This is a genomic window from Flavobacterium macacae (assembly GCF_003865365.1).
Classification (GTDB): Bacteria; Bacteroidota; Bacteroidia; order Flavobacteriales; family Flavobacteriaceae; genus Flavobacterium; species Flavobacterium macacae.
Genome location: NZ_RQVR01000001.1, coordinates 203,337 through 223,165, shown reverse-complemented (window position 1 = coordinate 223,165; position 19,829 = coordinate 203,337). Strand labels below are relative to the sequence as shown.

Here is a 19,829-nt window from a genome sequence, read left to right as displayed (position 1 = left end):
TTAAATTGCTTTCTTCTCAGCGAAAGCCCATTCTTCAATCCAATTTGTTGCGGTTTGTACCCAAGCATCATCATCATTCAAACACGGAATCGCTAAAAATTCTTCACCTCCGTTGGCTTCAAAATCTTCTTTGGCACGCATTGCAATTTCTTCCAAAGTTTCCAAACAATCAGTCACGAAAGCAGGAGTCACCACGGCAATTTTTTTGATTCCTCTTGAAGGCATTTTGTCAATTTCAATATCCGTGTAGGGGTCAAGCCATTTGTCTCCGGCTAACCTTGATTGAAAAGTCAGGCAATATTTGTCTTTCGGAATTTGTAATTTTTCAGCAACAAGTCGCGTGGTTTCATAACATTGGTGGCGATAGCAAAACGCGTGTGCTGCAGAAGGTGTTGAACAACACGAACCGTCTATTTTGCAATGCGATTTGGTTACGTCTGTTTTTCTGATATGGCGCTCCGGAATTCCGTGGTAAGAAAAAACCAATTGGTCATAATCATAACCTTCTAAACTTTTTTGCATCAAGTCTGCTAAGTTTTGAATATAATCGGGCTTGTTGTAAAAAGCAGGGACATCAGTAAATTTCATTTGCGGAAATTTTTTCTTTCTGATTTCTTCGGCTAAAACTAAAATAGTCAATGTAGAGGCCATTGCATATTGCGGATATAACGGAAAAAGCAAAACTTCGGTCACGCCTTGTTCGTGCAATTCCTGAAGTCCTTTTTCAATGGTCATTTCGCCATAACGCATTGCCAAAGCCACCGGGATTTCAGTTTTCGCCTTTACTTTTTTATGCATTCTTTCAGAAAGAACAATTAATGGAGAACCTTCTTCCCACCAGATTTTTTTGTAGGCGTGAGCCGATTCTTCTGGTCTTTTTCTTAAAATAATGCCTCGAACTAATAATGCTCTCAATAAATAAGGAACGTCAATCACGTATTTATCCATTAAAAATTCATCTAAATACGGCTTTACGTCTTTTGGTTCTGGGCTCTTCGGTGACCCAAGGTTTATTAATAATGCGCCTTTCATCTTGTTTTCGTTTTGTTTTTAAATTTAAGCATTTACTGTTATCGACATCAAATATTTTTTCGGTGTAGTGCCGAATTTCTTTTTAAACGCCGAAATAAAATGGCTTGCAGTGCTGTATCCAATTTTTAATCCAACTTCGTTTACGTTATAAGAACCGCTGTCGAGTAATTTTCGGGCAAATTCCATTTTATAATCAAATAAGAAACTATAAACGCTGTCGCCATAAATTTGCTTGAAACCCATTTTTAGTTTCTTCAAGTTAATTCCCACTTGGTCTGCCAATTCTTGCAAACCTGGCGGTTCGGCCATATTGGCGATAATAATTTCTTTGGCTTTTTTTATTTTTGTTACATTGTCTTCGTCAACCAAAAACGGACATTGTTCAATATTCGTGTCTTCACTTCGATTAAAATAAAGGCTTAATAATTCGTAAGCTTTACCTTTAAAATAAAGATTTTTTATCGAAGGGTGAAGGTTGTAATTGAAGAGCTGATTCAAGACAATGGACATCGACGGATTGATTGGTTCGTCTTTATAATATTTTTTGTCTTTATTTTCTTCGCTCAAAAACGGAATGTAATCGGCTTCTGAAGAAAATAATCCGTGAAATTTTTTAATAGAAATCAATACAGAAATCGTCCAAGAATGGGGCGCTATCTCTAGATAAACAGGAAGTTCCTTTTGTGGATTGTAAAGAAATAAGGAAACATCTTCTTTTAAGTCTAAAGCATAGCTTCCTTGATTGAATATGAATTTGGCGCGCCCTTTAATTCCAAAGTGAAACTGTATAAGGTCGACATTAACGGCTCTCTCAAAATGAGAAGTCTCGTTGCTGTCATTTTGCGACCGAATTATTATAAAATCATCATCAATTTTAATTTCTTCAAATGAACTCATAGCGATATTTTTTATCTCGGTATAATTAAAATCTATAACCGTTTTATTTAGAATGGTTCTAAACTAAAAACCTGTAATATGCTGATATGACTGCAAAAATAAGCCTTTTCTAAGTTATAATTGCTAAAATTATCAAAATATCTCATAGCGACACAAAAAGTACTTTGAGCGTTACTTTTATAAAAACGATAAAGCTAATTTTGTGGAGTTCAAATTAGAATCCGTTTTTAGCGGATTTTATTTTAACAAAAGATACTTAAAGCAGGACTATGAACAAAAATAACGTGTCAAAGCATCAATACTTCTATGCCGTTGGATTGAGTTACAAAAAGGCTGATGCAGAGACTAGAGGGAAATTCAGCTTGGGGACTGACGCCAAAGCCACTGTTTTGCAACAAGCAAAATCAGAAGGAATTGGAAGCCTAATCGTTACTTCCACTTGCAACAGAACTGAAATTTACGGTTTTGCTGAACATCCATTTCAATTAATCAAATTACTTTGCGATAATAGTTTGGGAAGTGTTGAAGACTTTCAAAAAGTAGGTTTTGTATATAAAAATCAAGAAGCAATCAATCATATTTTCAGAGTGGGTTGCGGTTTGGACAGCCAGATTTTAGGCGATTTTGAAATTATCGGACAAATAAAATCGAGTTTTGTTGAATCAAAAGAGCACGGTTTAGGCAATGCTTTTATGGAAAGATTGGTGAATTGTGTGATCCAGGCGAGCAAAAAAATCAAGACTGATACCGAAATCAGTTCGGGAGCTACTTCGGTTTCCTTTGCGTCGGTTCAATATATAATGAATAATGTTCCTGATATCAGCACTAAAAACATTTTGCTTTTCGGAACTGGAAAAATCGGAAGGAATACCTGCGAAAATTTAGTAAAACATACTAAAAACGACCACATTGTTTTGATCAACAGAACAAAAGACAAGGCCGAAAAAATTGCTGGAAAATTCAATCTTATCGTTAAGGACTATGACATCTTGCCGTTGGAAATTCCAAAAGCAGATGTTTTGGTCGTGGCAACGGGAGCTCAAATCCCCACCATTGACAAAGATATTTTGCAATTGAACAAGCCTCTTTTGATTCTGGATCTGTCAATGCCAAAAAATGTGCACGACAACGTGAAGAATATTCCTGGCGTGACAGTAGTTCATTTAGACGATTTGTCAAAAATGACCGATAAAACATTAGAAAAAAGAAAACTTCATATTCCAGAAGCCGAAGCAATTATTGAAGAAATCATCGAAGAATTCAACACATGGCTAAATGGAAGAAAGTTTGCCCCAACAATTCACGCGCTTAAAGCAAAATTAAACTCAATTAAAGACGGTGAATTAAATTTTCAACGTAAAAAATTAGACAATTTTGACGAAGAACAAGCCGAATTGATCAGCAAAAGAATCATCCAGAAAATCACGAATCATTTTGCCAATCACTTAAAAGAAAGCGATACCATGGTAGATGAAAGCATCGAATGGATTGAAAAGGTATTTCAAATCGAAGCAACTAAAGTAGCAAAATAAAAGGTTCACCGCAGATTCAATGATTTTACAACATTTAAAATTTCTGCGAAAACTTAATTTACTTACTATCTTAAGGATCCAAAATAACGGCCTTTAAGAAATAAACAAAAAAGTGATAGACAAAGTCATAAAAATAGGAACTCGCGACAGCCAACTAGCACTTTGGCAAGCGCATACGGTTGAAAAAAAACTCAACGATTTAGGCTATAAAACAGAAATTGTTGCGGTAAAATCAACCGGAGACGTGATTCTTGACATTCCGTTATATGAATTTGGAATCACTGGAATTTTTACCAAAACCCTTGATATCGCAATGATTAAGGGCGATGTTGATATCGCAGTCCATTCAATGAAAGACGTTCCCACTGCGTTGCCAAAAGGAATCGTGCAGACTGCCGTTTTAAAAAGGGCCAATCATGAAGATATTTTGGTTCACAAAGGAAACTTGGATTTTCTGCATTCCAACGGTACCATCGCCACCGGCAGTTTGCGTCGCCAAGCCCAATGGTTAAACCGTTTTCCGAACCATAAAGTCGAAGATTTGCGTGGAAACGTGAACACAAGGCTGAAGAAATTAAAAGAAAACGATTGGAACGGAGCCGTTTTTGCCAAAGCAGGTTTGGAAAGAATCGAACTTTTGCCTGAAAACCATATGGTTTTAGACTGGATGATTCCCGCGCCAGCACAAGGCGCGATGGTTATCGTGGCGATGGAAAAAGATGATTTTTGCAAAGAAGCCACTTCCAAGTTGAATCATTTTGAAAGCGAAATCTGCACCACAATCGAACGCCAATTTTTGAAAACGTTAGAAGGCGGTTGCACGGCGCCAATTGGTGCATTTGCAGAAGTTTTTGAAGATAAGATCCGTTTTCAGGGCGTACTTTTTTCGCTTGACGGAACAGAAAAATTAGAGATTGAAAGAACAATAGAAATTTCAAGATATAAAAATTTCGGACAGGAAACAGCGCTTGAAATCCTTGAGAACGGAGGAAAAGAGCTGATGGAAATCATAAAGAGAGATTTGAAGAAATAAAATTTTTAGAAGCAGAAATTTAGTGGATTTTAACACGTCCAGTCCCGCTTTCTGCAGTAGCTTTTCACCGAAAACGGATGAAAAGGCTACTGTCGCCAATCGGGGCTAGTTAAGAACCAATAGTATTTCTAATAACCTTTACAACCAAAATGTCTGAAAAAATTCGAATTCTGTCCACCAAAAAATTGCTCCAAAACCAGAAGCAATTTTTGCTGAATGCCAATTTTTCTGTCATTGAAGCTGATTTTATTACCACAAAAGCAAAAGAATTTACGATCAATTTCGATTCGTCAAGTCTTTTATTTACAAGCCAGAATGCCGTAAAAAGTTTCCTTGAAAATAAAAAATCAAAAGATTTAAAAGACAAGAAAATTTTTTGCGTAGGCCAAAAAACAAAAGCGTTATTAGAACAAAACGGATTTAAAGTCGTGGCGTCCAGAGAATACGCTTCTGAATTGGCAGAAATAATCGTGAATGATTTTAAAAACGAAACCATCACTTTTTTCTGTGGTAATTTAAGAAGAGAAACGTTGCCAGAAGCGTTCAGAAAAGCAAACATTTCTTTTGAAGAAATTGAAGCTTATGAAACCATCTTAACGCCACAAAAAACGAATTCTGGGGCAGATGCAATTTTGTTTTTCAGTCCATCAGGAATTGAAAGTTACTTGAAAGACAATAAAATTACAGGTGAAAAATGTTTCTGCATTGGCACAACAACCGCAGAAGCATTGCAAGAAATTACAGAAAATATAATAATCGCGCAACAGCAGACGGTTGAAAATGTGATTGTTCAAGCAATAAATTTTTACAGCAAAACGCCGTAAACAAAATAAAGACAAACAAAAAACGGCTTCGAGCTTACAGCTTACAGCCTAAAGACCAAAAAAATGATAAAAAACGACCTTTTCTTAAGAGCATTAAACAAAGAAACCGTTGAACGTCCACCAGTTTGGATGATGCGCCAAGCCGGAAGATACCTTCCAGAATTCATCGTTTTGCGTGACAAATATGATTTTTTCACCCGTTGCCGAACGCCAGAATTGGCAGCTGAAATCACGGTGCAGCCCATCAGAAGAATTGCTCCAGATGCTGCAATTTTATTCTCAGATATCTTGGTCGTACCGCAGGCAATGGGAATCGAAGTCTTGATGAAAGAAAGCGTTGGTCCCTTTTTGCCAAACCCAATCAGAACGGTTCAAGACGTGGAAAGAGTGATTGTTCCAGATATTCACGAAACGTTGGGATATGTAATGGATGCCATTAAGTTGACCAAAGAAATGTTGAACGATGAGGTCCCGTTAATCGGATTTGCGGGTTCGCCTTGGACGATTTTCTGTTATGCCGTGGAAGGAAAAGGCTCTAAAAGTTTTGACATGGCCAAAGGATTTTGCTTTACGCATCCAGAAGCCGCACACGTTTTATTGCAAAAAATCACCGATACGACCATCGCTTATTTAAAAGAAAAAGTAAAAGCGGGAGTGAACGCAGTACAGATTTTCGACTCTTGGGGAGGAATGCTTTCTCCAGTTGATTATCAAGAATTCTCTTGGAAATACATCAACCAAATCGTAGAAGCTTTGTCAGAAGTAACGCAAGTAATTGTTTTCGGAAAAGGTTGCTGGTTTGCTTTGGGAGAAATGGGAAAAAGCAAGGCTTCGGCTCTTGGAGTAGATTGGACGTGTTCGCCAAGAAACGCACGTTATTTATCTGGAGGCGACATTGTGTTGCAAGGAAATTTTGATCCGTCACGATTGCTTTCGCCAATTCCTACAATTAAAAAGATGGTCAACGAGATGATTAATGAATTTGGGAAAGACAAATTTATTGCCAATTTAGGACACGGAATTTTACCAAATATCCCTGTAGATCACGCAAAAGCATTTGTGGATGCCGTGAAAGAATACAAAGGGTAATGAGGAAATTTATTTTAATCTTTGTTTTTACGTGTATTTTTTATTCGTGCAAGACGTATACCGTAACACCAGAAAACTTAAAAGAACAGCTTTCGAGCACTGCTGGTGTGAAAAAGACAGAAATTAATAATCCAATGGGTTTTGGAACGCTAAGCTATGAAGCTAATAGTTTGAAAAAAATTCGAGTGGTTAACAAAGAGGGAAGACAAGAATCTTTAGAAAATTCGCCAGCGCTTGAAATGAGAGTTACCTTGAAAAATAAAAAACGGTATCATTTTTATTTCGATACTGTGGTCATAAAAGACGACACTTTATCAGGCGGAAGATCAAGATTTATAGGGTCGCTTACGCGAAAAATCCCATTTGACAGCATTCAGAAAATCGAAATTCAAGATGGAGGGAAGAAGTTTGAATACCAGTAAATAAATTTTAAAATGCTCACAAAGGGATTGCGCGACGAAGAAAACGAAAGAATCAATAATGTCTTGAAACAGTTGATTTCATTGACTTATATTCCTGAAGATTGGAATTTGGCCGATTTAGACAGCCAGTTGAAATACTTGGCTTTGACTTTTGAGGATGTTCTGAAATTTTCGTCAGAAGAAACAATCCAGCATTTAGAAAAGTTGCATTTTGATTGGGCCAATGCCGAATCCTTTGCAGATTTTTTGATTCAGGTTTCGAATAATTACGAAGAAGAAAAAGCACAATTGAAAGTAAAAGCCGTAGCGGTGTATGAATATGTCCAAAACGGAAGCAAAACGTTTTCCTATGCCATTTTCAATAAGATTTCAAGTGCAAAAGCATAATTACAATGAAAAATAAATTTTACGCTTACATACAAAATTTACAAGATACGATCGTTGCCGGACTTGAAAAAGTCGATGGCCATGCCAAATTCAAAGAAGATATTTGGGAACGACCTGAAGGCGGTGGCGGAAGAACGCGTGTCATTGAAAACGGAAACGTATTTGAAAAAGGAGGCGTTAATATTTCGGGCGTTCACGGACCGTTGCCAAAAGCGATGCAAGCTTATTTTAATGTAGGCGATGTCGATTTTTTTGCCTGCGGTTTAAGTTTGGTTTTACATCCAAAAAATCCGAAAGTACCGACGGTTCATGCCAATTGGCGTTATTTTGAAATGTATGACAAACAAGGAAACACGGTAAATCAATGGTTTGGCGGAGGCCAAGACTTGACGCCTTATTATTTGTTTGAAGAAGATGCAAAACATTTTCACCAAACGTGTAAAAATGCTTGCGATAAACATAATCCCGAATTTTATTCAAAGTTTAAAAAGCAATGTGATGAATATTTTTGGAATGCGCACCGAAACGAAGCGCGTGGCATCGGAGGTTTGTTTTTTGACCATTGCACCGCTTCTGAAGATTTTACTTTAGAAAACTGGTATGATTTTGTAACCGAAGTCGGGAATAGTTTTTTGGAAGCGTATGTGCCGATTGTTGAAAAAAGAAAAGAGTTGGCTTTTACTCCAGAAAACAGAAATTGGCAAGAAATCCGCAGGGGAAGATATGTCGAATTCAACTTGGTCCATGACAAAGGAACGCTTTTCGGCTTAAAAACCAACGGCAGGATTGAAAGCATTTTGATGAGTCTGCCACCGCACGTTCAGTGGGTTTATGACCATCATCCAGAAGCCGGAAGCGAAGAAGAAAAGTTAATAGATGTATTAGAAAATCCAGTGGATTGGATTTAAATAAATATTAATTTTAGATTGGGGTTTTGCCTAAATCTAAAATCTAAATCACAAATAATTATGTTTCCATTACAACGAGATAGAAGATTGAGAACAAACGAATCCATCAGAAGTTTGGTTCGTGAGACACATTTATCGCCAAACGATTTTATGTTTCCGATGTTCATTGCTGAAGGGAAAAATTTTCAAGTTGAAATTCCATCAATGCCCGGAATCTACCGCCGTTCTTTAGATTTGACGGTAAAAGAGGTCAAGGAATTATGGAATTTAGGAATCAAAGCCGTCAATATCTACGTAAAGGTTGACGACAAATTAAAAGACAATACCGGCAAAGAAGCTTGGAACAAAAACGGATTGATGCAAGATGCCATTCGTGCCATCAAAGACGCCGTTCCGGGAATGATTGTGATGCCAGATGTGGCGCTTGATCCCTATTCGATTTATGGCCACGACGGAATCATCGAAAAAGGACAGGTTATCAATGACGCCACAAACGATGCGTTGGTAAAAATGGCAGTTTCGCATGCCGAAGCTGGTGCTGATTTTGTTGCGCCAAGCGACATGATGGACGGACGCGTTCTTGCCATCAGAAAAGCCTTGGAGCAAAGCGGACACCACAATGTGGGCATCATGAGCTACAGCGCCAAATATGCGTCCTCTTTTTACGGTCCGTTTCGTGAAGCGTTAGACAGCGCGCCTGTTGACGTGAACGAAGTTCCAAAAGATAAAAAAACGTACCAGATGGATTATGCCAACCGCATCGAAGCCATCCGCGAAGCGCTTCACGACGTGGAAGAAGGTGCCGATATCGTGATGGTAAAACCAGGAATTGCTTATTTAGATATCGTTCGTGAAATCAAAAATGCGGTAAATGTTCCGGTTTCGGTTTATCAGGTTTCTGGTGAATATGCGATGGTAAAAGCGGCTGCAGAACGTGGCTGGTTAGATCACGACAAGATTATGATCGAACAGTTGCACTGCATCAAAAGAGCCGGAGCTGATATCATTTCTACTTATTTTGCAAAAGAAGCGGCCATAATTTTGAACAGATAAATTTAATCACAGCTCTAAAAGAGTTTTAAACTTTGTTGGAGCTATTTTTTTTAAAATATGAGAAAATTAGCATTCACACTTTGCCTTTTAGCATTTATTTCTTGTAAAAAAGAAGAAGAAACAAAAGAAGCACTTTATCCAGAAAAAACTATATCCGCTGAAGAAAAACAATTACAGCTGGGCCAAGAAATTTTTGACGGAAAAGGAATGTGTTTTTCGTGCCACAAACCAGACCAAAAAGTAATTGGGCCAAGCGTCAAGCAGATTGCAGAAATCTATAAAGCGAAAAACGCAGACATGAAATTGTTTCTTAAAGAAAAAAGCGAACCAATTGTGGACCCAAGCCAATATTCAGTGATGAAAGCGAACTTGACCATTACCAAGACATTTACTGACGAAGAATTAAAGGCGGTTGAAACTTATTTTTACAGTCATTTAAAATAAAAAAAAGCCATCATTACGATGGCTTTTTAAATATATTGGAAAATCTGATTAAGATTGTGGTTCAACAACTTTTCCCTTGATAGTTAAGATTTTTGGAGTCTCAGAATCATTAGTTGTTACCGTGATCGCTTTTGAAAACGGACCTGCAGAAGCTGCATTGAAAGTTGCCGTTACGCTTGCCATTTCTCCCGGTTTGATAGGAGTTTTTGTGTAATTTGTTGCTGTACAGCCACAAGAAGCTTTTACGTTCGTAATCAAAATGGTTTCTTTTGTCGTGTTTTTGAAGGTGAAATCATAAGATGCCGGAACCGCTTTCTTAAGGTCACCAAAATCATGAACATCTTTTGTCCAAGTAACCATAGATGGTTTTGAAGGCGCTGTAACTGTTGCAGGCGTTGCTTTAGCAGTTTGTGCAGATGCAGGTGCAGCAACTAAAAATAATGCGCCAGCAAGTGCAAAAAATGATAATTTTAAATTTTTCATAATACTAATTTTAAATAAATTGATTCAGTAGTTGGGTTCATTAAATTGAACAATACAAATATATTCAGAAATTTTAAGAAAGTTGTTAATCATTTGGCAACTCTTGTTAACGACATGTTAACGGGTTGGCTGCTACTTGAAATTGTATTAATATCGTGTTCTAAATATTCTTTAAACATTGAAATTCAATAAATTAAATACCATTATTTTTATCGGTTTGCTGGCGATTGTCGGCGTACTTTTTATGCAACTGCTGACGTTGACGCAGGCATATGCTTTTGAAAAAAAGGAATTTAGCGAAAAAATTCATTTTGCGTTGCAAGATGTGGTTAGCAAAATTCACAAAGACAATAATACCGAATCTCCAATTGATAGCCAGATTAAAAAAGTCACGGATGATTATTATGTAGTCAATGTGGACGACGTTTTTGACGCTTCGGTTTTAGAATATTATTTGAAAACAGAATTCCAAAAGGTAAAATTAAATATCGATTTTGAGTATGCGATTTACAACTGCGGTTCTGACGAAATGATGTACGGTGACTACATTTCCTCTTCTGACAAGAAAGTTTCAAAATGTGAAAAATGCTTTACAAAAAAGCCTGATTTGGTTTATTATTTCGCGATCCGTTTTCCGCAATTGAAGTACAATTACATCACTTCGTTGCAACAATATTGGATTTATACCGGTGTTTTAGCTTTGGTTTTGGTGATTTATGTTTATTCGGTTTTGCTACTTTTAAAGCAGAAAAAATACACCGAACTGCAGACCGATTTTATCAATAACATGACCCACGAATTTAAAACACCAATTTCCTCCATTTTGATTGCATCAAATTATGCGAACAAACAGCAGGAAATTATCAATAATCCAAAGCTTTCAAAATATGTGCAGATTATTATTGAGCAAAGCAATAAGCTGAACCAGCACATCGAAAAAATTCTGAATATTGCCAAAAGCGATTCCAATTCGATGGTTTTAGAAAAATCAAAATTCAATTTGATGGACAGCGTTTTGTTGGCCAAAGAAAGTATTTTGCTGAAATATGAAGATGCCGTTTCGATAGAAATTAACTCAGAAAATAAAGAATACCAAATAGTTGCTGATGAGTTTCACTTTTCAAATGTGATTTACAACATCATTGACAATGCGATAAAGTACAACGACAGCAACCCTGAAATCAAGATAAATATCGATGATTCTGGAAAAGAAATCAAGCTTGAAATCATTGATAACGGAATTGGCATCGAACCTTCAGAATTAAATACTATTTTTGATAAATTCTATCGTATTTCAACGGCAAAACGAAACGAAGTTGGCGGTTTTGGCCTCGGACTTTTTTATGTCAAACGAATTTGTACGTTGCACCAGTGGAAGATTACGATTAAAAACAATCAAGATTCAGGAGTTACCGTTACTGTCGTGATTCCGAAAAAGTAAAAATATGGAAAAAAGCAAGCTGTTTTATGTAGAAGATGATGCAACTTTGGCATTTCTGACGATAGATTATTTAGAGCAGTTTTATGACATTACCCATTTTTCAGATGGTGCGGAAGCCATAAAAAATTTCCATAAAGGCCATTTTGACTTGTGCATTTTAGATGTGATGCTTCCTAAAAAAGATGGTTTTGAAATTGCGCAAGAGATTCGGAATTCAGATACTGAAATTCCTATTTTATTTCTTTCTGCAAAATCATTAAAAGAAGATAGAATCAGAGGTTTGAAACTGGGTGCCGATGATTTTTTAGTAAAACCATTCAGCTTGGAAGAACTCCACTTAAAGATTGAAGTTTTTTTAAAACGAAGCCAAAAATCGACTGTAATCATTCAGAAATTTTTTGAAATCGGAAGCTTTCAATTTCACCCTAACGATTATTGTGTCACAAAAGACAAAGAAAAAATTAGCTTGACCGAAAGAGAATCGGCGTTGCTTAAATTATTTTTAGACAATAAAAACGAGGTCTTAAAACGTGAAAAAATCCTGACAGCACTTTGGGGCGTGGACGATTATTTTATGGGAAGAAGTTTGGATGTTTTCATCTCGAGATTGAGAAAAATCTTCAAAGACGAAGAAAATGTGCGCATAGAAAACATTCCCAGAATCGGATTTAAATTGGTAATTGAGTAACTACTTCTTCTTTTTACGATTTTGTCTTAATTTCCTTCCAATAAAAAAGTTTTTCATAACTTTAAGTCCTAAACGATTTTCAATGTTGCAGGCCAATCTCAAAACTCCTCTCGGAACCGTCGTAATTTCTGGCGATGAAAATGGCATTTCCAGCATTTCTGTTTTTGATGAAGAAAGAGAAATTTCAGGAGTAATTCCTGAAGCATTGCAGGAAGCGTATCAACAAATTCAAGATTATTTTAACGGAGAAAGAATTGATTTTACATTCAAAATAAATCCGTCGGGAACCGAATTCCAAAAGAAAGTTTGGCAAGGTTTGCTCGAGATTCCTTTTGGGAAAACAATGTCGTATCAAGAACTTTCGATACAATTAGGCGATGTAAAAGCCATTCGCGCCGTTGCTTCTGCCAACGGAAAAAATCCACTTTGGATTGTGGTTCCGTGTCATCGTGTCATTGGAACTGATGGTTCTCTCACGGGTTATGCCGGAGGTTTGTGGCGAAAAAAATGGCTTTTGGATCACGAAAATCCGGTTAAACAGCAAAGTTTATTTTAAAAAAAATAAAAATATGAGATTCCTCAAAAACTTCTTTCTTTGGTTCGCAGTGATTTTTACTGTGTTGCTTTGTGTGCTTTACATTTTAAATTATGGCTATTTGGTTCGCGCCGTCAGGACTATTTACTTCAGTGGAGAAACGACTGCTTTTTTGAGTGATTACAACGAATTTCCGAATAGAAAAATTGAAAAAGGAGTGGGACAGCCTTGGGCAATCAGCAAAAATTATAATAAAATTCCAGAAACAAAAGTGCTTTTTGAAGCCAATTCCGAGTTTGAAACCGTAGCTTTTTTGATCATTAAAAACGATAGTATTTGGCACGAAAGTTATTTTGACGGTTACTCAAAAGACACCAAATCCAATTCTTTTTCGATGGCAAAAAGTGTGGTTACCGCTTGTTTAGGAAAAGCAATTATGCAAGGGAAAATCAAAAGCTTGGACCAAAAAGTAACCGATTTTTTTCCGGAATATTCAAGTGAATTTGGAGATAAAATGACCGTCGGCGATTTGTCGTCCATGTCTTCCGGATTGGATTGGGATGAATCGTATTATAGTCCGTTTTCAGTTACAACACGTGCTTATTTTGATGAAAATTTGAGCCAAGTTTTGTTGGATTTAAAAGTAACAAGCAAACCTGGAAAAGAGTTTGAATATTTGAGTGGAAACACCCAACTTTTGGCAATGGTAATTGAAAAAGCGACCGGAGAAAAACTGTCGGATTATGTTTCAAAAAATTTCTGGAAACCAATGGGAGCCGAAAATGAAGCGCTTTGGCAGGTCGATAAAGATGGCGGAATTGAAAAAGCCTATTGCTGTATCGCCAGCAATGCCAGGGATTTTGCGCGTTTTGGAAAATTGTATTTGCAAAACGGTAAATGGAATGGCGAGGCCATTTTAGATTCTACGTTTATTCAAAAATGTGTGACGCCAAAATTTAAAGACAGTCCGCAATATGGATATGGCTGGTGGCTGAGTGACCATTTAGATAAAAAAATATATTATATGCAAGGTCATTTGGGGCAATATGTGATTGTAATTCCCGAAGATGATTTGATAATTGTTCGCCTTGGGCACAAACGTGGCAAGCGTGAAGAAGGTGAATTTCACCGTAATGATTTTTATTTATATATTGATGAAGCCTATAAAATGTTAGAAAATGATAGAAAAAATTAGCCTTGAAAACATTCTTTTTTTAGATATTGAAACCGTTCCTGAAGAAGCCGAATTTTCACTTTTAGATGACGATAAAAAAGAGCTTTTCGGATTAAAAACGCAATACCAACGAAAGGAAGATTTTACGCCAGAAGAATTTTATGACAGAGCCGGAATTTGGGCTGAATTTGGAAAAATCGTGTGTATTTCTGTGGGATATTTTACCTTTAAAGGAGACATTCGCCATTTTAGGGTTACTTCTTTTTATGGAGAAGAAAAGAAAATACTGCAAGATTTTAGCACTCTTTTGAACACGCATTTTAACCAGCCACAACATATTATGTGCGGTCATAATGCAAAAGAATTTGATTTTCCGTTTATTGCCAGAAGAATGATTATCAACCAAGTTCAAATTCCGAATAAGCTGAATTTATTTGGGAAAAAACCTTGGGAAGTACCGCATTTAGATACTTTAGAAATGTGGAAATTTGGCGATTTCAAACATTATACATCGCTTAAACTTTTGACGAAAGTACTCAACATTCCGTCACCAAAAGATGACATTTCAGGAAGTGAAGTCGGGCACGTGTATTACATAGAAAAAAACATCGACCGAATTATTATTTACTGCGAAAAAGATGTGATTGCCGTAGCGCAAATTATGTTGCGATTGCGAAGAGAAGATTTATTGATTGAGGAGGAAATTATACATATATAGATAAATTGTTTGATAGGCTATGAGTATGAAATTAAAAATAATTGTATTAATAGTTTTTATATCTACAAATTTTTTTGGACAAGAAAAACTTCCTAAAAATTTAAAACAAGCTGTAAAATATTTAGACAAAGATTGTCCTGATATTGTAAAAAATAAAATTAAAAACATCCATAATGACAGTCTGATTTATGCAGTTTATCCATTTGCAAAATCTGAACAGGGAAAAGATTACAAAACAATATTTCTTTGGACGATTGATGAAAATAGTAATTCACGACTCATAAAATCTTTTGAAAACAAAGGGATTTTTGATTTTCATTCAGAAGTTATATTGTTTTCATTTAAACAATATTTGCTTCAAGGAGAAATAAATGAAAAAAATATACTCAATAAATATATCGAATATCAAAAAAAATCAGAAGAAAAAGATAAAATAAAGTTTGTAACTGATAGTATAGACAACATTTATATTCCGAAAAATCTTGAAGATTCTTTTACTCAAATAAATTTGTTTTGGTCAGACAGTACAAAAACGAAAGAAAAAAATTTAACCGAAGATAAATTTTCATCAAATGTTCATTTCGGATTCGGAATGTGGATAAGAAATAATTGGAAACTTTGGGGAGGGTCAAGACTTTCAAAATATTTTAATGATTTAGGAATTCGTCACCCGGATGATATGTCGGGAATTATACTAACAAGCTATCATAGGTATTTGAATAACAAAGAAATCAGATTAGAAGAACAAATTAAACATTACCAAGACTTTTGGGAAAATTCCAGAAAATCTGAACTACAAAGGCAAGAAGTGGAGTTTTCTAAATACAAACTTGGAGATACGCTTGAGTTTAAATATAGCAATGGATATGTAAGTAAAAAACAAGAAGAGAAAGATGATAATAGTATTTGTGTCGCTAAAGGTTTAATTTCAGAATTGAATCAAGAAAATTTTTTGATTAAAGTGAAAATTATCGAAACTTGCGACAATAAAGGAATTATTTATTTCGACAATGATGGAAGCAAAATTTATAATCTAAAAACAAAAAGATGGAGGGTTCCACCAAAAAGAATTATAAAAAAGGTAAAAAAGAATAAAGAGCAGTGGTTCAAATATAACGATTGGGAAACTATCGAATAATGAAAAATCTTCAATTTTAGCTCGAAAGAGAAACATTTAAACACAAAAAAGCCTTGAAATCTCAAGGCTTTTTTCATTTTGGCTTGTACTTTTATCTTTTGGTTTTTACTTCTTTTTCATTTGCTTTTCTGTAATAAATATTGTCATTATTGTTGTTGTAGCCTTGACTGTTTCCGTAATAAGGAGAAGTGCTTCCGTTTTGTGCGTGACTGCTTCTTCCGTTTACGTTTCCAATCATATCAATAATTTGTCCTCTTCGGTTGTACACAATTTGCAGGTTTCCCACTCTTGTCAAGTTGAAATTGTTGTAAGTCATGTATACTGAACCAATTCTTTTGATTCTATCTTGTGCGTCATAGTTTACAAAAACGTTTCCGATTCTGCGTACTCTTCCTTGACTGTCGTGTTCAATTTTTACACCAGAAATCACTGTGTTTGCCGGAGCTCCATAAGTGGCGTTTACATTGCCACGTCTTGCAGTTCTGTAATACATTTCACCTTGAGAAGGTTGGGTATTGAAATCAAATTGTCCGTCAGGAAAAATATAAAATTCAATTCCTCTTTCGGTAAATGCGATTGGTTCTGCATTGCTAAAAGTTCTAAAATTCGCTACATAAGAAAATTTGATTATTTCTGAAGCATTTGCAACACCTCCAAAAAGAAGGAAACTTGCCACTAAAAAAGTAAAATTTTTCATAATCAAAAAAGTTTGTGTTTTGCTTACTCTTGCGATTTTCAGCTTCTTCGAATCTTGCTATTTTGAAGGTTATTTAGCGATATCCAATTTGCGTGCCAAAACTTTTTAGAAGAATTCTCTATAAATAAAAAAATCCTGATTGCGTTGTGCAATCAGGATTCATTATGAATGGATTAGGTTCTAAAAATAATTTAAAAATTATCTGTTTAAAACTACTTTTTTAGAAGTTTTTAAAGAGCCACTTTGAATGTTTAAGATATAAACGCCTTCTGAAAGGTTTTCAATATTTAAAGTTTCTAAGGTATTTGAAACTTCTTTTTTCAATATTTGTCTTCCTTGGATATCAACTAAAGTCAATGTGGTAACTTCTGACATTTGCGGTAGTGAAATATTCAAAATCCCTTGTGTTGGATTTGGATACACTTTTACGTTGCTCAACTCATTTTCACCAACGCTTAATGCAGAAGCCGTGACATTGCAGAAGTTAAGACTGAAACTGTTTATAATGCCGCCATCACCGTTGTAGGGGTCGTACGCATATAAAGTCCATTCACCATCAGCAAGTAAATTATTAAAAGAATTCAAAGCATCAACAGGTTTTACGGTTCCAGAGATTGCTGGTATCGAAGCGCTACATGTAAAAGTAGTTCCGGCATCACTAATTGTGACCACAATGTTATCGTTGTCACCACACGGCTCTTGAAATAATCTGATAAAAGGATAGCCTAAAGATGCTGGACCTTCAAGATAAATCGTTAAATCTTCGATGTAAGTATGAGAAATATTCAGGGTTGCCGTCAAGTTTCCAATGGTCATTCCGCCTGTTACATTTACTGGAACAATTCCTTGTGAATTGGCTGTCGCTGCAATTGTTGCATCTGAAAAGTCTGTAGCATTAAAAACAATATCGCAAGTTAATAATCCGGTTGAAAAAGTATTTGCAGTTCCAGTTGAAGCTTCTCCACAACGATTTACTGGCAAAATTCGCCAATAATAAGTGGTTTCTTGAGCAAGGTTGGTTACGGTAAAATTGGTGCTTGTTGTAATTTGATTTAAGAATAAATTAGAAAATGCAGCATTTGTGGAAACTTGAACTCTATATGATTCTGCATTTATATTTTCGTTCCATTCTAAATTTACAGAAGTTGTTAATCCGCTTGATTGATTTGCAGGAGAAACCAAAGTTATATTTTGAAAAGTAGTACTATACACTTTTAATTCCACATAACTTGTTTCTGTTTCAGAACCTCTAGTTCCTTTTAATCCGATAGAATAATCTCCAGCTGGAACTCCCTGAAGGTTTGAAATTGTCATTGAAACACTGCCAGCAGCAGAGAGAGAATTTGAGCTCAATGAGGCAGTTGCTCCAGCCGGAAGTCCAATTACAGAAAAATCAGTAGTTCCTGGAGCGGCAGTTGTGTGGTTAAAATTATAAGTTGCACTTTGTGTATTGCAAATAATTTGAGTTCCTGTAGTTGGTGTAATTGCAAAACTCGAACTTACACCAGTTACTACAATTGAAAAATTTTGAGAACCCGTTTGTAAAGTTCCTTTGTGAGTGACCGTAATAGTGTAATTTCCGCCCATTGTTAAAGCAGTTGCAGCACTTTCAACATTGTCAACATTGTTGTCTTCTGAATTAATCGCATTTGCGCTTGCATCTGAAGTTAATTTCCAAGGAAAATAAGTTTCATTTCCCTTAGTAATTCTGATGTCTAAATCATTCACCAAAGCGCGAGTTGAGCTGTTTAAAGCTCCTTGATTTGCTGTTCCTGGAACATCATTCCAGACAATGGTAGCTTTAACGGGACCATTGCCGCTTGCTACTACATTTAACGTATAAGTTTGATTGTTTTCAAGTTTTTCTTCTGCAATCCAAGTGCTCAACCCATTCGAAGTTATTGTTTCAGCAGCTCTTTTTGCATTTAATAAACCCCAACCAAAAACAGCATCAGGACCAGGTCTACCTGCATCATCAGCAGTATGACAAGCTAAAGCTTTTAATGTCGCCGCTTTCATGTAACGATTGTTGGTGTTTTTGTAATGTTGTTGCAATAATAAAAGGGTTCCGGCCACATTTGGTGAAGACATTGAAGTTCCTGTGATAGCGCCATAAGCGGTGTTTGAAGTTTCAAAAGTGGAATATACATTGGTTCCATTTCCGGTAATATCGGGTTTGATTCTGTAGTCATCAGCAGGACCTTGACTACTTCCAGAATTAATGTTTACGTTAATTAAATTACCATTGGCATCAATATTGGCATCATTGGCATTTGCGACAACCAGATTGTTTTTTGAAACTTTATTTCCGGTTAATTTATCATATCCGGATGTTGTTGCGCTTGAATTGGAGTCTGTTCCGTTATTTCCTGCTGAAAGAACCATCAAATAATAAGGAGAATTATAAGCAATAATGTCCCACATTCTTGAATCATCAGAATAAGCTCCGATATACCAAGCAGGGGCTGAAGTTGATGGAACACCATAAGAATGATTCGAAATCAGCATTCCCAATTGCACTTCAGATAAAACTTCACTAGCATCATCGGTCCAGTTAAACGTTCTGGCTTGTGCTAAAGGCGCCATTCCTTTTGCGTTTGCGTTAATACCCGAAGCAATGATGGTTCCGGTCACGTGAGTAGCATGGAAATTATTTCCTGTTGGTCCAGCAACGGCATCAACAACAGTAACACGATTTCCAAATTCTTGATGTGAAGCTCTAACTTTTCCGCCATCCCAAACGCGAGCGACCATTCCTTGCCCGTCTAAATTCAGTCCAAGTCCGCCTCCGCTATTTAAAAAATTAGCTCTTGTCGAAGCGGCAGCATTTACGTTATTTGAAGAATAATATAGGGGTTTTCCATCCACAGTCAGCTTTATTAGCTCATCAATGCTTCCATCTTTATTTTTAATAAATTCAGGCCAATTATTAGCCTTTGCAGCTAGTAGAGCTTTTTGTTTTTCAATTCTAGATTTTTTAAGAAAGGTGTTTTCTAGATTTTTTAATTTCGTTAAATCATATTCTTTTACCATCTGAGCCACTTCTTCCTTATTTTGAGAAAAAGCAGTTGTAGCAAAAAGCGAGATCGAAAGAACCAATAAAATTTTAGAAGCGAAGTTGTAATTGTAGATCACTAGTTTAGGAATATGGGGATTTTTATTTTTTTTCAAATATAATCAATTGAATGATGTGCAATAAACTTTTAAAAATATTATTTATAAAATAGGAATTACCTTCAATTTAAGCGATAAGTTTTAAAAATGTGTTTCTATTATTAAAAGATTCTTATTATATACGTTTAAAAAGATCTTTGGGTTTTCTTTTTACAGACAG

At 35.9% G+C, this 19,829-nt stretch carries 20 protein-coding genes; 15 read left to right on the top strand and 5 right to left on the bottom strand.

Annotated elements, in window-relative coordinates:
• A complete protein-coding gene (gene hemH / locus EG849_RS01045) occupies positions 1-1,032 on the bottom strand; it encodes a ferrochelatase (RefSeq protein ID WP_125011229.1) in 1,032 nt (343 codons plus the stop codon).
• Between the two features lie 24 nt (positions 1,033-1,056).
• Positions 1,057-1,929, bottom strand: coding sequence for a helix-turn-helix domain-containing protein (locus EG849_RS01040; RefSeq protein ID WP_125011228.1), 873 nt, complete (start codon positions 1,927-1,929; stop codon positions 1,057-1,059).
• A 269-nt stretch (positions 1,930-2,198) separates the two neighbouring features.
• Here EG849_RS01040 and hemA point away from each other — a divergent pair, with 269 nt between their 5' ends.
• From hemA to EG849_RS00995, 9 genes are all read left to right on the top strand, one after another.
• Positions 2,199-3,461 (top strand): glutamyl-tRNA reductase, encoded by a 1,263-nt coding sequence (gene hemA / locus EG849_RS01035; protein WP_125011227.1) that lies wholly within the window; start codon positions 2,199-2,201, stop codon positions 3,459-3,461.
• Positions 3,462-3,573: 112 nt separating this feature from the next.
• Positions 3,574-4,494 carry a hydroxymethylbilane synthase gene (gene hemC / locus EG849_RS01030; protein ID WP_125011226.1) on the top strand — a complete coding sequence of 307 codons (921 nt, stop codon included), beginning with the start codon at positions 3,574-3,576 and terminating at the stop codon, positions 4,492-4,494.
• A gap of 149 nt (positions 4,495-4,643) precedes the next feature.
• On the top strand, positions 4,644-5,318 hold the full coding sequence (locus EG849_RS01025) for a uroporphyrinogen-III synthase (protein WP_125011225.1): 675 nt from the start codon (positions 4,644-4,646) through the stop codon (positions 5,316-5,318).
• Positions 5,319-5,381: 63 nt separating this feature from the next.
• On the top strand, positions 5,382-6,407 hold the full coding sequence (gene hemE, locus EG849_RS01020) for a uroporphyrinogen decarboxylase (protein WP_125011224.1): 1,026 nt from the start codon (positions 5,382-5,384) through the stop codon (positions 6,405-6,407).
• Positions 6,407-6,829 carry a hypothetical protein gene (locus tag EG849_RS01015; RefSeq protein ID WP_125011223.1) on the top strand — a complete coding sequence of 141 codons (423 nt, stop codon included), beginning with the start codon at positions 6,407-6,409 and terminating at the stop codon, positions 6,827-6,829. The genes hemE and EG849_RS01015 overlap by 1 nt, the downstream gene beginning before the upstream one ends.
• A gap of 12 nt (positions 6,830-6,841) precedes the next feature.
• On the top strand, positions 6,842-7,216 hold the full coding sequence (locus EG849_RS01010; RefSeq protein ID WP_125011222.1) for a hypothetical protein: 375 nt from the start codon (positions 6,842-6,844) through the stop codon (positions 7,214-7,216).
• A 5-nt stretch (positions 7,217-7,221) separates the two neighbouring features.
• Positions 7,222-8,124, top strand: a complete 903-nt coding sequence (gene hemF / locus EG849_RS01005) for an oxygen-dependent coproporphyrinogen oxidase (RefSeq protein WP_125011221.1) — start codon at positions 7,222-7,224, stop codon at positions 8,122-8,124.
• Between the two features lie 60 nt (positions 8,125-8,184).
• Complete coding sequence (hemB, locus tag EG849_RS01000) at positions 8,185-9,177, top strand: porphobilinogen synthase (RefSeq protein ID WP_125011220.1); 993 nt, start codon at positions 8,185-8,187, stop codon at positions 9,175-9,177.
• 57 nt (positions 9,178-9,234) lie between these two features.
• Positions 9,235-9,621 carry a c-type cytochrome gene (locus EG849_RS00995; protein WP_125011219.1) on the top strand — a complete coding sequence of 129 codons (387 nt, stop codon included), beginning with the start codon at positions 9,235-9,237 and terminating at the stop codon, positions 9,619-9,621.
• 48 nt (positions 9,622-9,669) lie between these two features.
• Here the strand turns inward: EG849_RS00995 and EG849_RS00990 are convergent, their stop codons facing one another.
• Positions 9,670-10,104, bottom strand: coding sequence for a DUF1573 domain-containing protein (locus tag EG849_RS00990; RefSeq protein ID WP_125011218.1), 435 nt, complete (start codon positions 10,102-10,104; stop codon positions 9,670-9,672).
• A 178-nt stretch (positions 10,105-10,282) separates the two neighbouring features.
• Between EG849_RS00990 and EG849_RS00985 the strand changes: the two genes are divergently transcribed.
• The 6 genes from EG849_RS00985 to EG849_RS00960 all read left to right on the top strand — a co-directional run bounded on the left by EG849_RS00985 (position 10,283) and on the right by EG849_RS00960 (position 15,798).
• Complete coding sequence (locus EG849_RS00985; RefSeq protein ID WP_125011217.1) at positions 10,283-11,545, top strand: sensor histidine kinase; 1,263 nt, start codon at positions 10,283-10,285, stop codon at positions 11,543-11,545.
• A gap of 4 nt (positions 11,546-11,549) precedes the next feature.
• Complete coding sequence (locus tag EG849_RS00980; protein WP_125011216.1) at positions 11,550-12,233, top strand: response regulator transcription factor; 684 nt, start codon at positions 11,550-11,552, stop codon at positions 12,231-12,233.
• An 82-nt stretch (positions 12,234-12,315) separates the two neighbouring features.
• Positions 12,316-12,789 carry a methylated-DNA--[protein]-cysteine S-methyltransferase gene (locus tag EG849_RS00975; protein ID WP_125011215.1) on the top strand — a complete coding sequence of 158 codons (474 nt, stop codon included), beginning with the start codon at positions 12,316-12,318 and terminating at the stop codon, positions 12,787-12,789.
• A gap of 13 nt (positions 12,790-12,802) precedes the next feature.
• A complete protein-coding gene (locus tag EG849_RS00970; RefSeq protein WP_125011214.1) occupies positions 12,803-13,963 on the top strand; it encodes a serine hydrolase domain-containing protein in 1,161 nt (386 codons plus the stop codon).
• The gene (locus EG849_RS00965) at positions 13,947-14,660 is read left to right on the top strand and encodes a 3'-5' exonuclease (protein WP_125011213.1); all 714 of its coding nucleotides are present in this window, start codon (positions 13,947-13,949) and stop codon (positions 14,658-14,660) included. Before EG849_RS00970 ends, EG849_RS00965 begins: the two co-directional genes overlap by 17 nt.
• Before the next feature lie 25 nt (positions 14,661-14,685).
• On the top strand, positions 14,686-15,798 hold the full coding sequence (locus EG849_RS00960) for a DUF6794 domain-containing protein (protein WP_125011212.1): 1,113 nt from the start codon (positions 14,686-14,688) through the stop codon (positions 15,796-15,798).
• 91 nt (positions 15,799-15,889) lie between these two features.
• On the opposite strand, the gene EG849_RS00955 is transcribed toward EG849_RS00960, so the two are convergent.
• Together EG849_RS00955 and EG849_RS00950 are read right to left on the bottom strand one after the other, a co-directional pair.
• The gene (locus tag EG849_RS00955) at positions 15,890-16,495 is read right to left on the bottom strand and encodes a hypothetical protein (RefSeq protein ID WP_125011211.1); all 606 of its coding nucleotides are present in this window, start codon (positions 16,493-16,495) and stop codon (positions 15,890-15,892) included.
• Between the two features lie 198 nt (positions 16,496-16,693).
• Positions 16,694-19,666, bottom strand: a complete 2,973-nt coding sequence (locus tag EG849_RS00950) for a S8 family serine peptidase (protein WP_125011210.1) — start codon at positions 19,664-19,666, stop codon at positions 16,694-16,696.
• Between the last annotated feature and the right edge of the window lie 163 nt (positions 19,667-19,829).

Excerpts from the sequence above, each read along its gene's own strand:
- EG849_RS00965 (WP_125011213.1), top strand. The coding sequence starts at position 13,947 with ATGATAGAAAAAATTAGCCTTGAAAACATTCTTTTTTTAGATATTGAA.
- EG849_RS01040 (WP_125011228.1), bottom strand. The coding sequence starts at position 1,929 with ATGAGTTCATTTGAAGAAATTAAAATTGATGATGATTTTATAATAATT.
- hemH (WP_125011229.1), bottom strand. The coding sequence starts at position 1,032 with ATGAAAGGCGCATTATTAATAAACCTTGGGTCACCGAAGAGCCCAGAA.
- EG849_RS00975 (WP_125011215.1), top strand. The coding sequence starts at position 12,316 with ATGTTGCAGGCCAATCTCAAAACTCCTCTCGGAACCGTCGTAATTTCT.
- hemA (WP_125011227.1), top strand. The coding sequence starts at position 2,199 with ATGAACAAAAATAACGTGTCAAAGCATCAATACTTCTATGCCGTTGGA.
- EG849_RS01010 (WP_125011222.1), top strand. The coding sequence starts at position 6,842 with ATGCTCACAAAGGGATTGCGCGACGAAGAAAACGAAAGAATCAATAAT.
- hemB (WP_125011220.1), top strand. The coding sequence starts at position 8,185 with ATGTTTCCATTACAACGAGATAGAAGATTGAGAACAAACGAATCCATC.
- EG849_RS01025 (WP_125011225.1), top strand. The coding sequence starts at position 4,644 with ATGTCTGAAAAAATTCGAATTCTGTCCACCAAAAAATTGCTCCAAAAC.
- EG849_RS00990 (WP_125011218.1), bottom strand. The coding sequence starts at position 10,104 with ATGAAAAATTTAAAATTATCATTTTTTGCACTTGCTGGCGCATTATTT.
- EG849_RS01015 (WP_125011223.1), top strand. The coding sequence starts at position 6,407 with ATGAGGAAATTTATTTTAATCTTTGTTTTTACGTGTATTTTTTATTCG.
- EG849_RS00955 (WP_125011211.1), bottom strand. The coding sequence starts at position 16,495 with ATGAAAAATTTTACTTTTTTAGTGGCAAGTTTCCTTCTTTTTGGAGGT.
- EG849_RS00995 (WP_125011219.1), top strand. The coding sequence starts at position 9,235 with ATGAGAAAATTAGCATTCACACTTTGCCTTTTAGCATTTATTTCTTGT.
- EG849_RS00970 (WP_125011214.1), top strand. The coding sequence starts at position 12,803 with ATGAGATTCCTCAAAAACTTCTTTCTTTGGTTCGCAGTGATTTTTACT.
- EG849_RS00980 (WP_125011216.1), top strand. The coding sequence starts at position 11,550 with ATGGAAAAAAGCAAGCTGTTTTATGTAGAAGATGATGCAACTTTGGCA.
- hemF (WP_125011221.1), top strand. The coding sequence starts at position 7,222 with ATGAAAAATAAATTTTACGCTTACATACAAAATTTACAAGATACGATC.
- hemE (WP_125011224.1), top strand. The coding sequence starts at position 5,382 with ATGATAAAAAACGACCTTTTCTTAAGAGCATTAAACAAAGAAACCGTT.
- EG849_RS00960 (WP_125011212.1), top strand. The coding sequence starts at position 14,686 with ATGAAATTAAAAATAATTGTATTAATAGTTTTTATATCTACAAATTTT.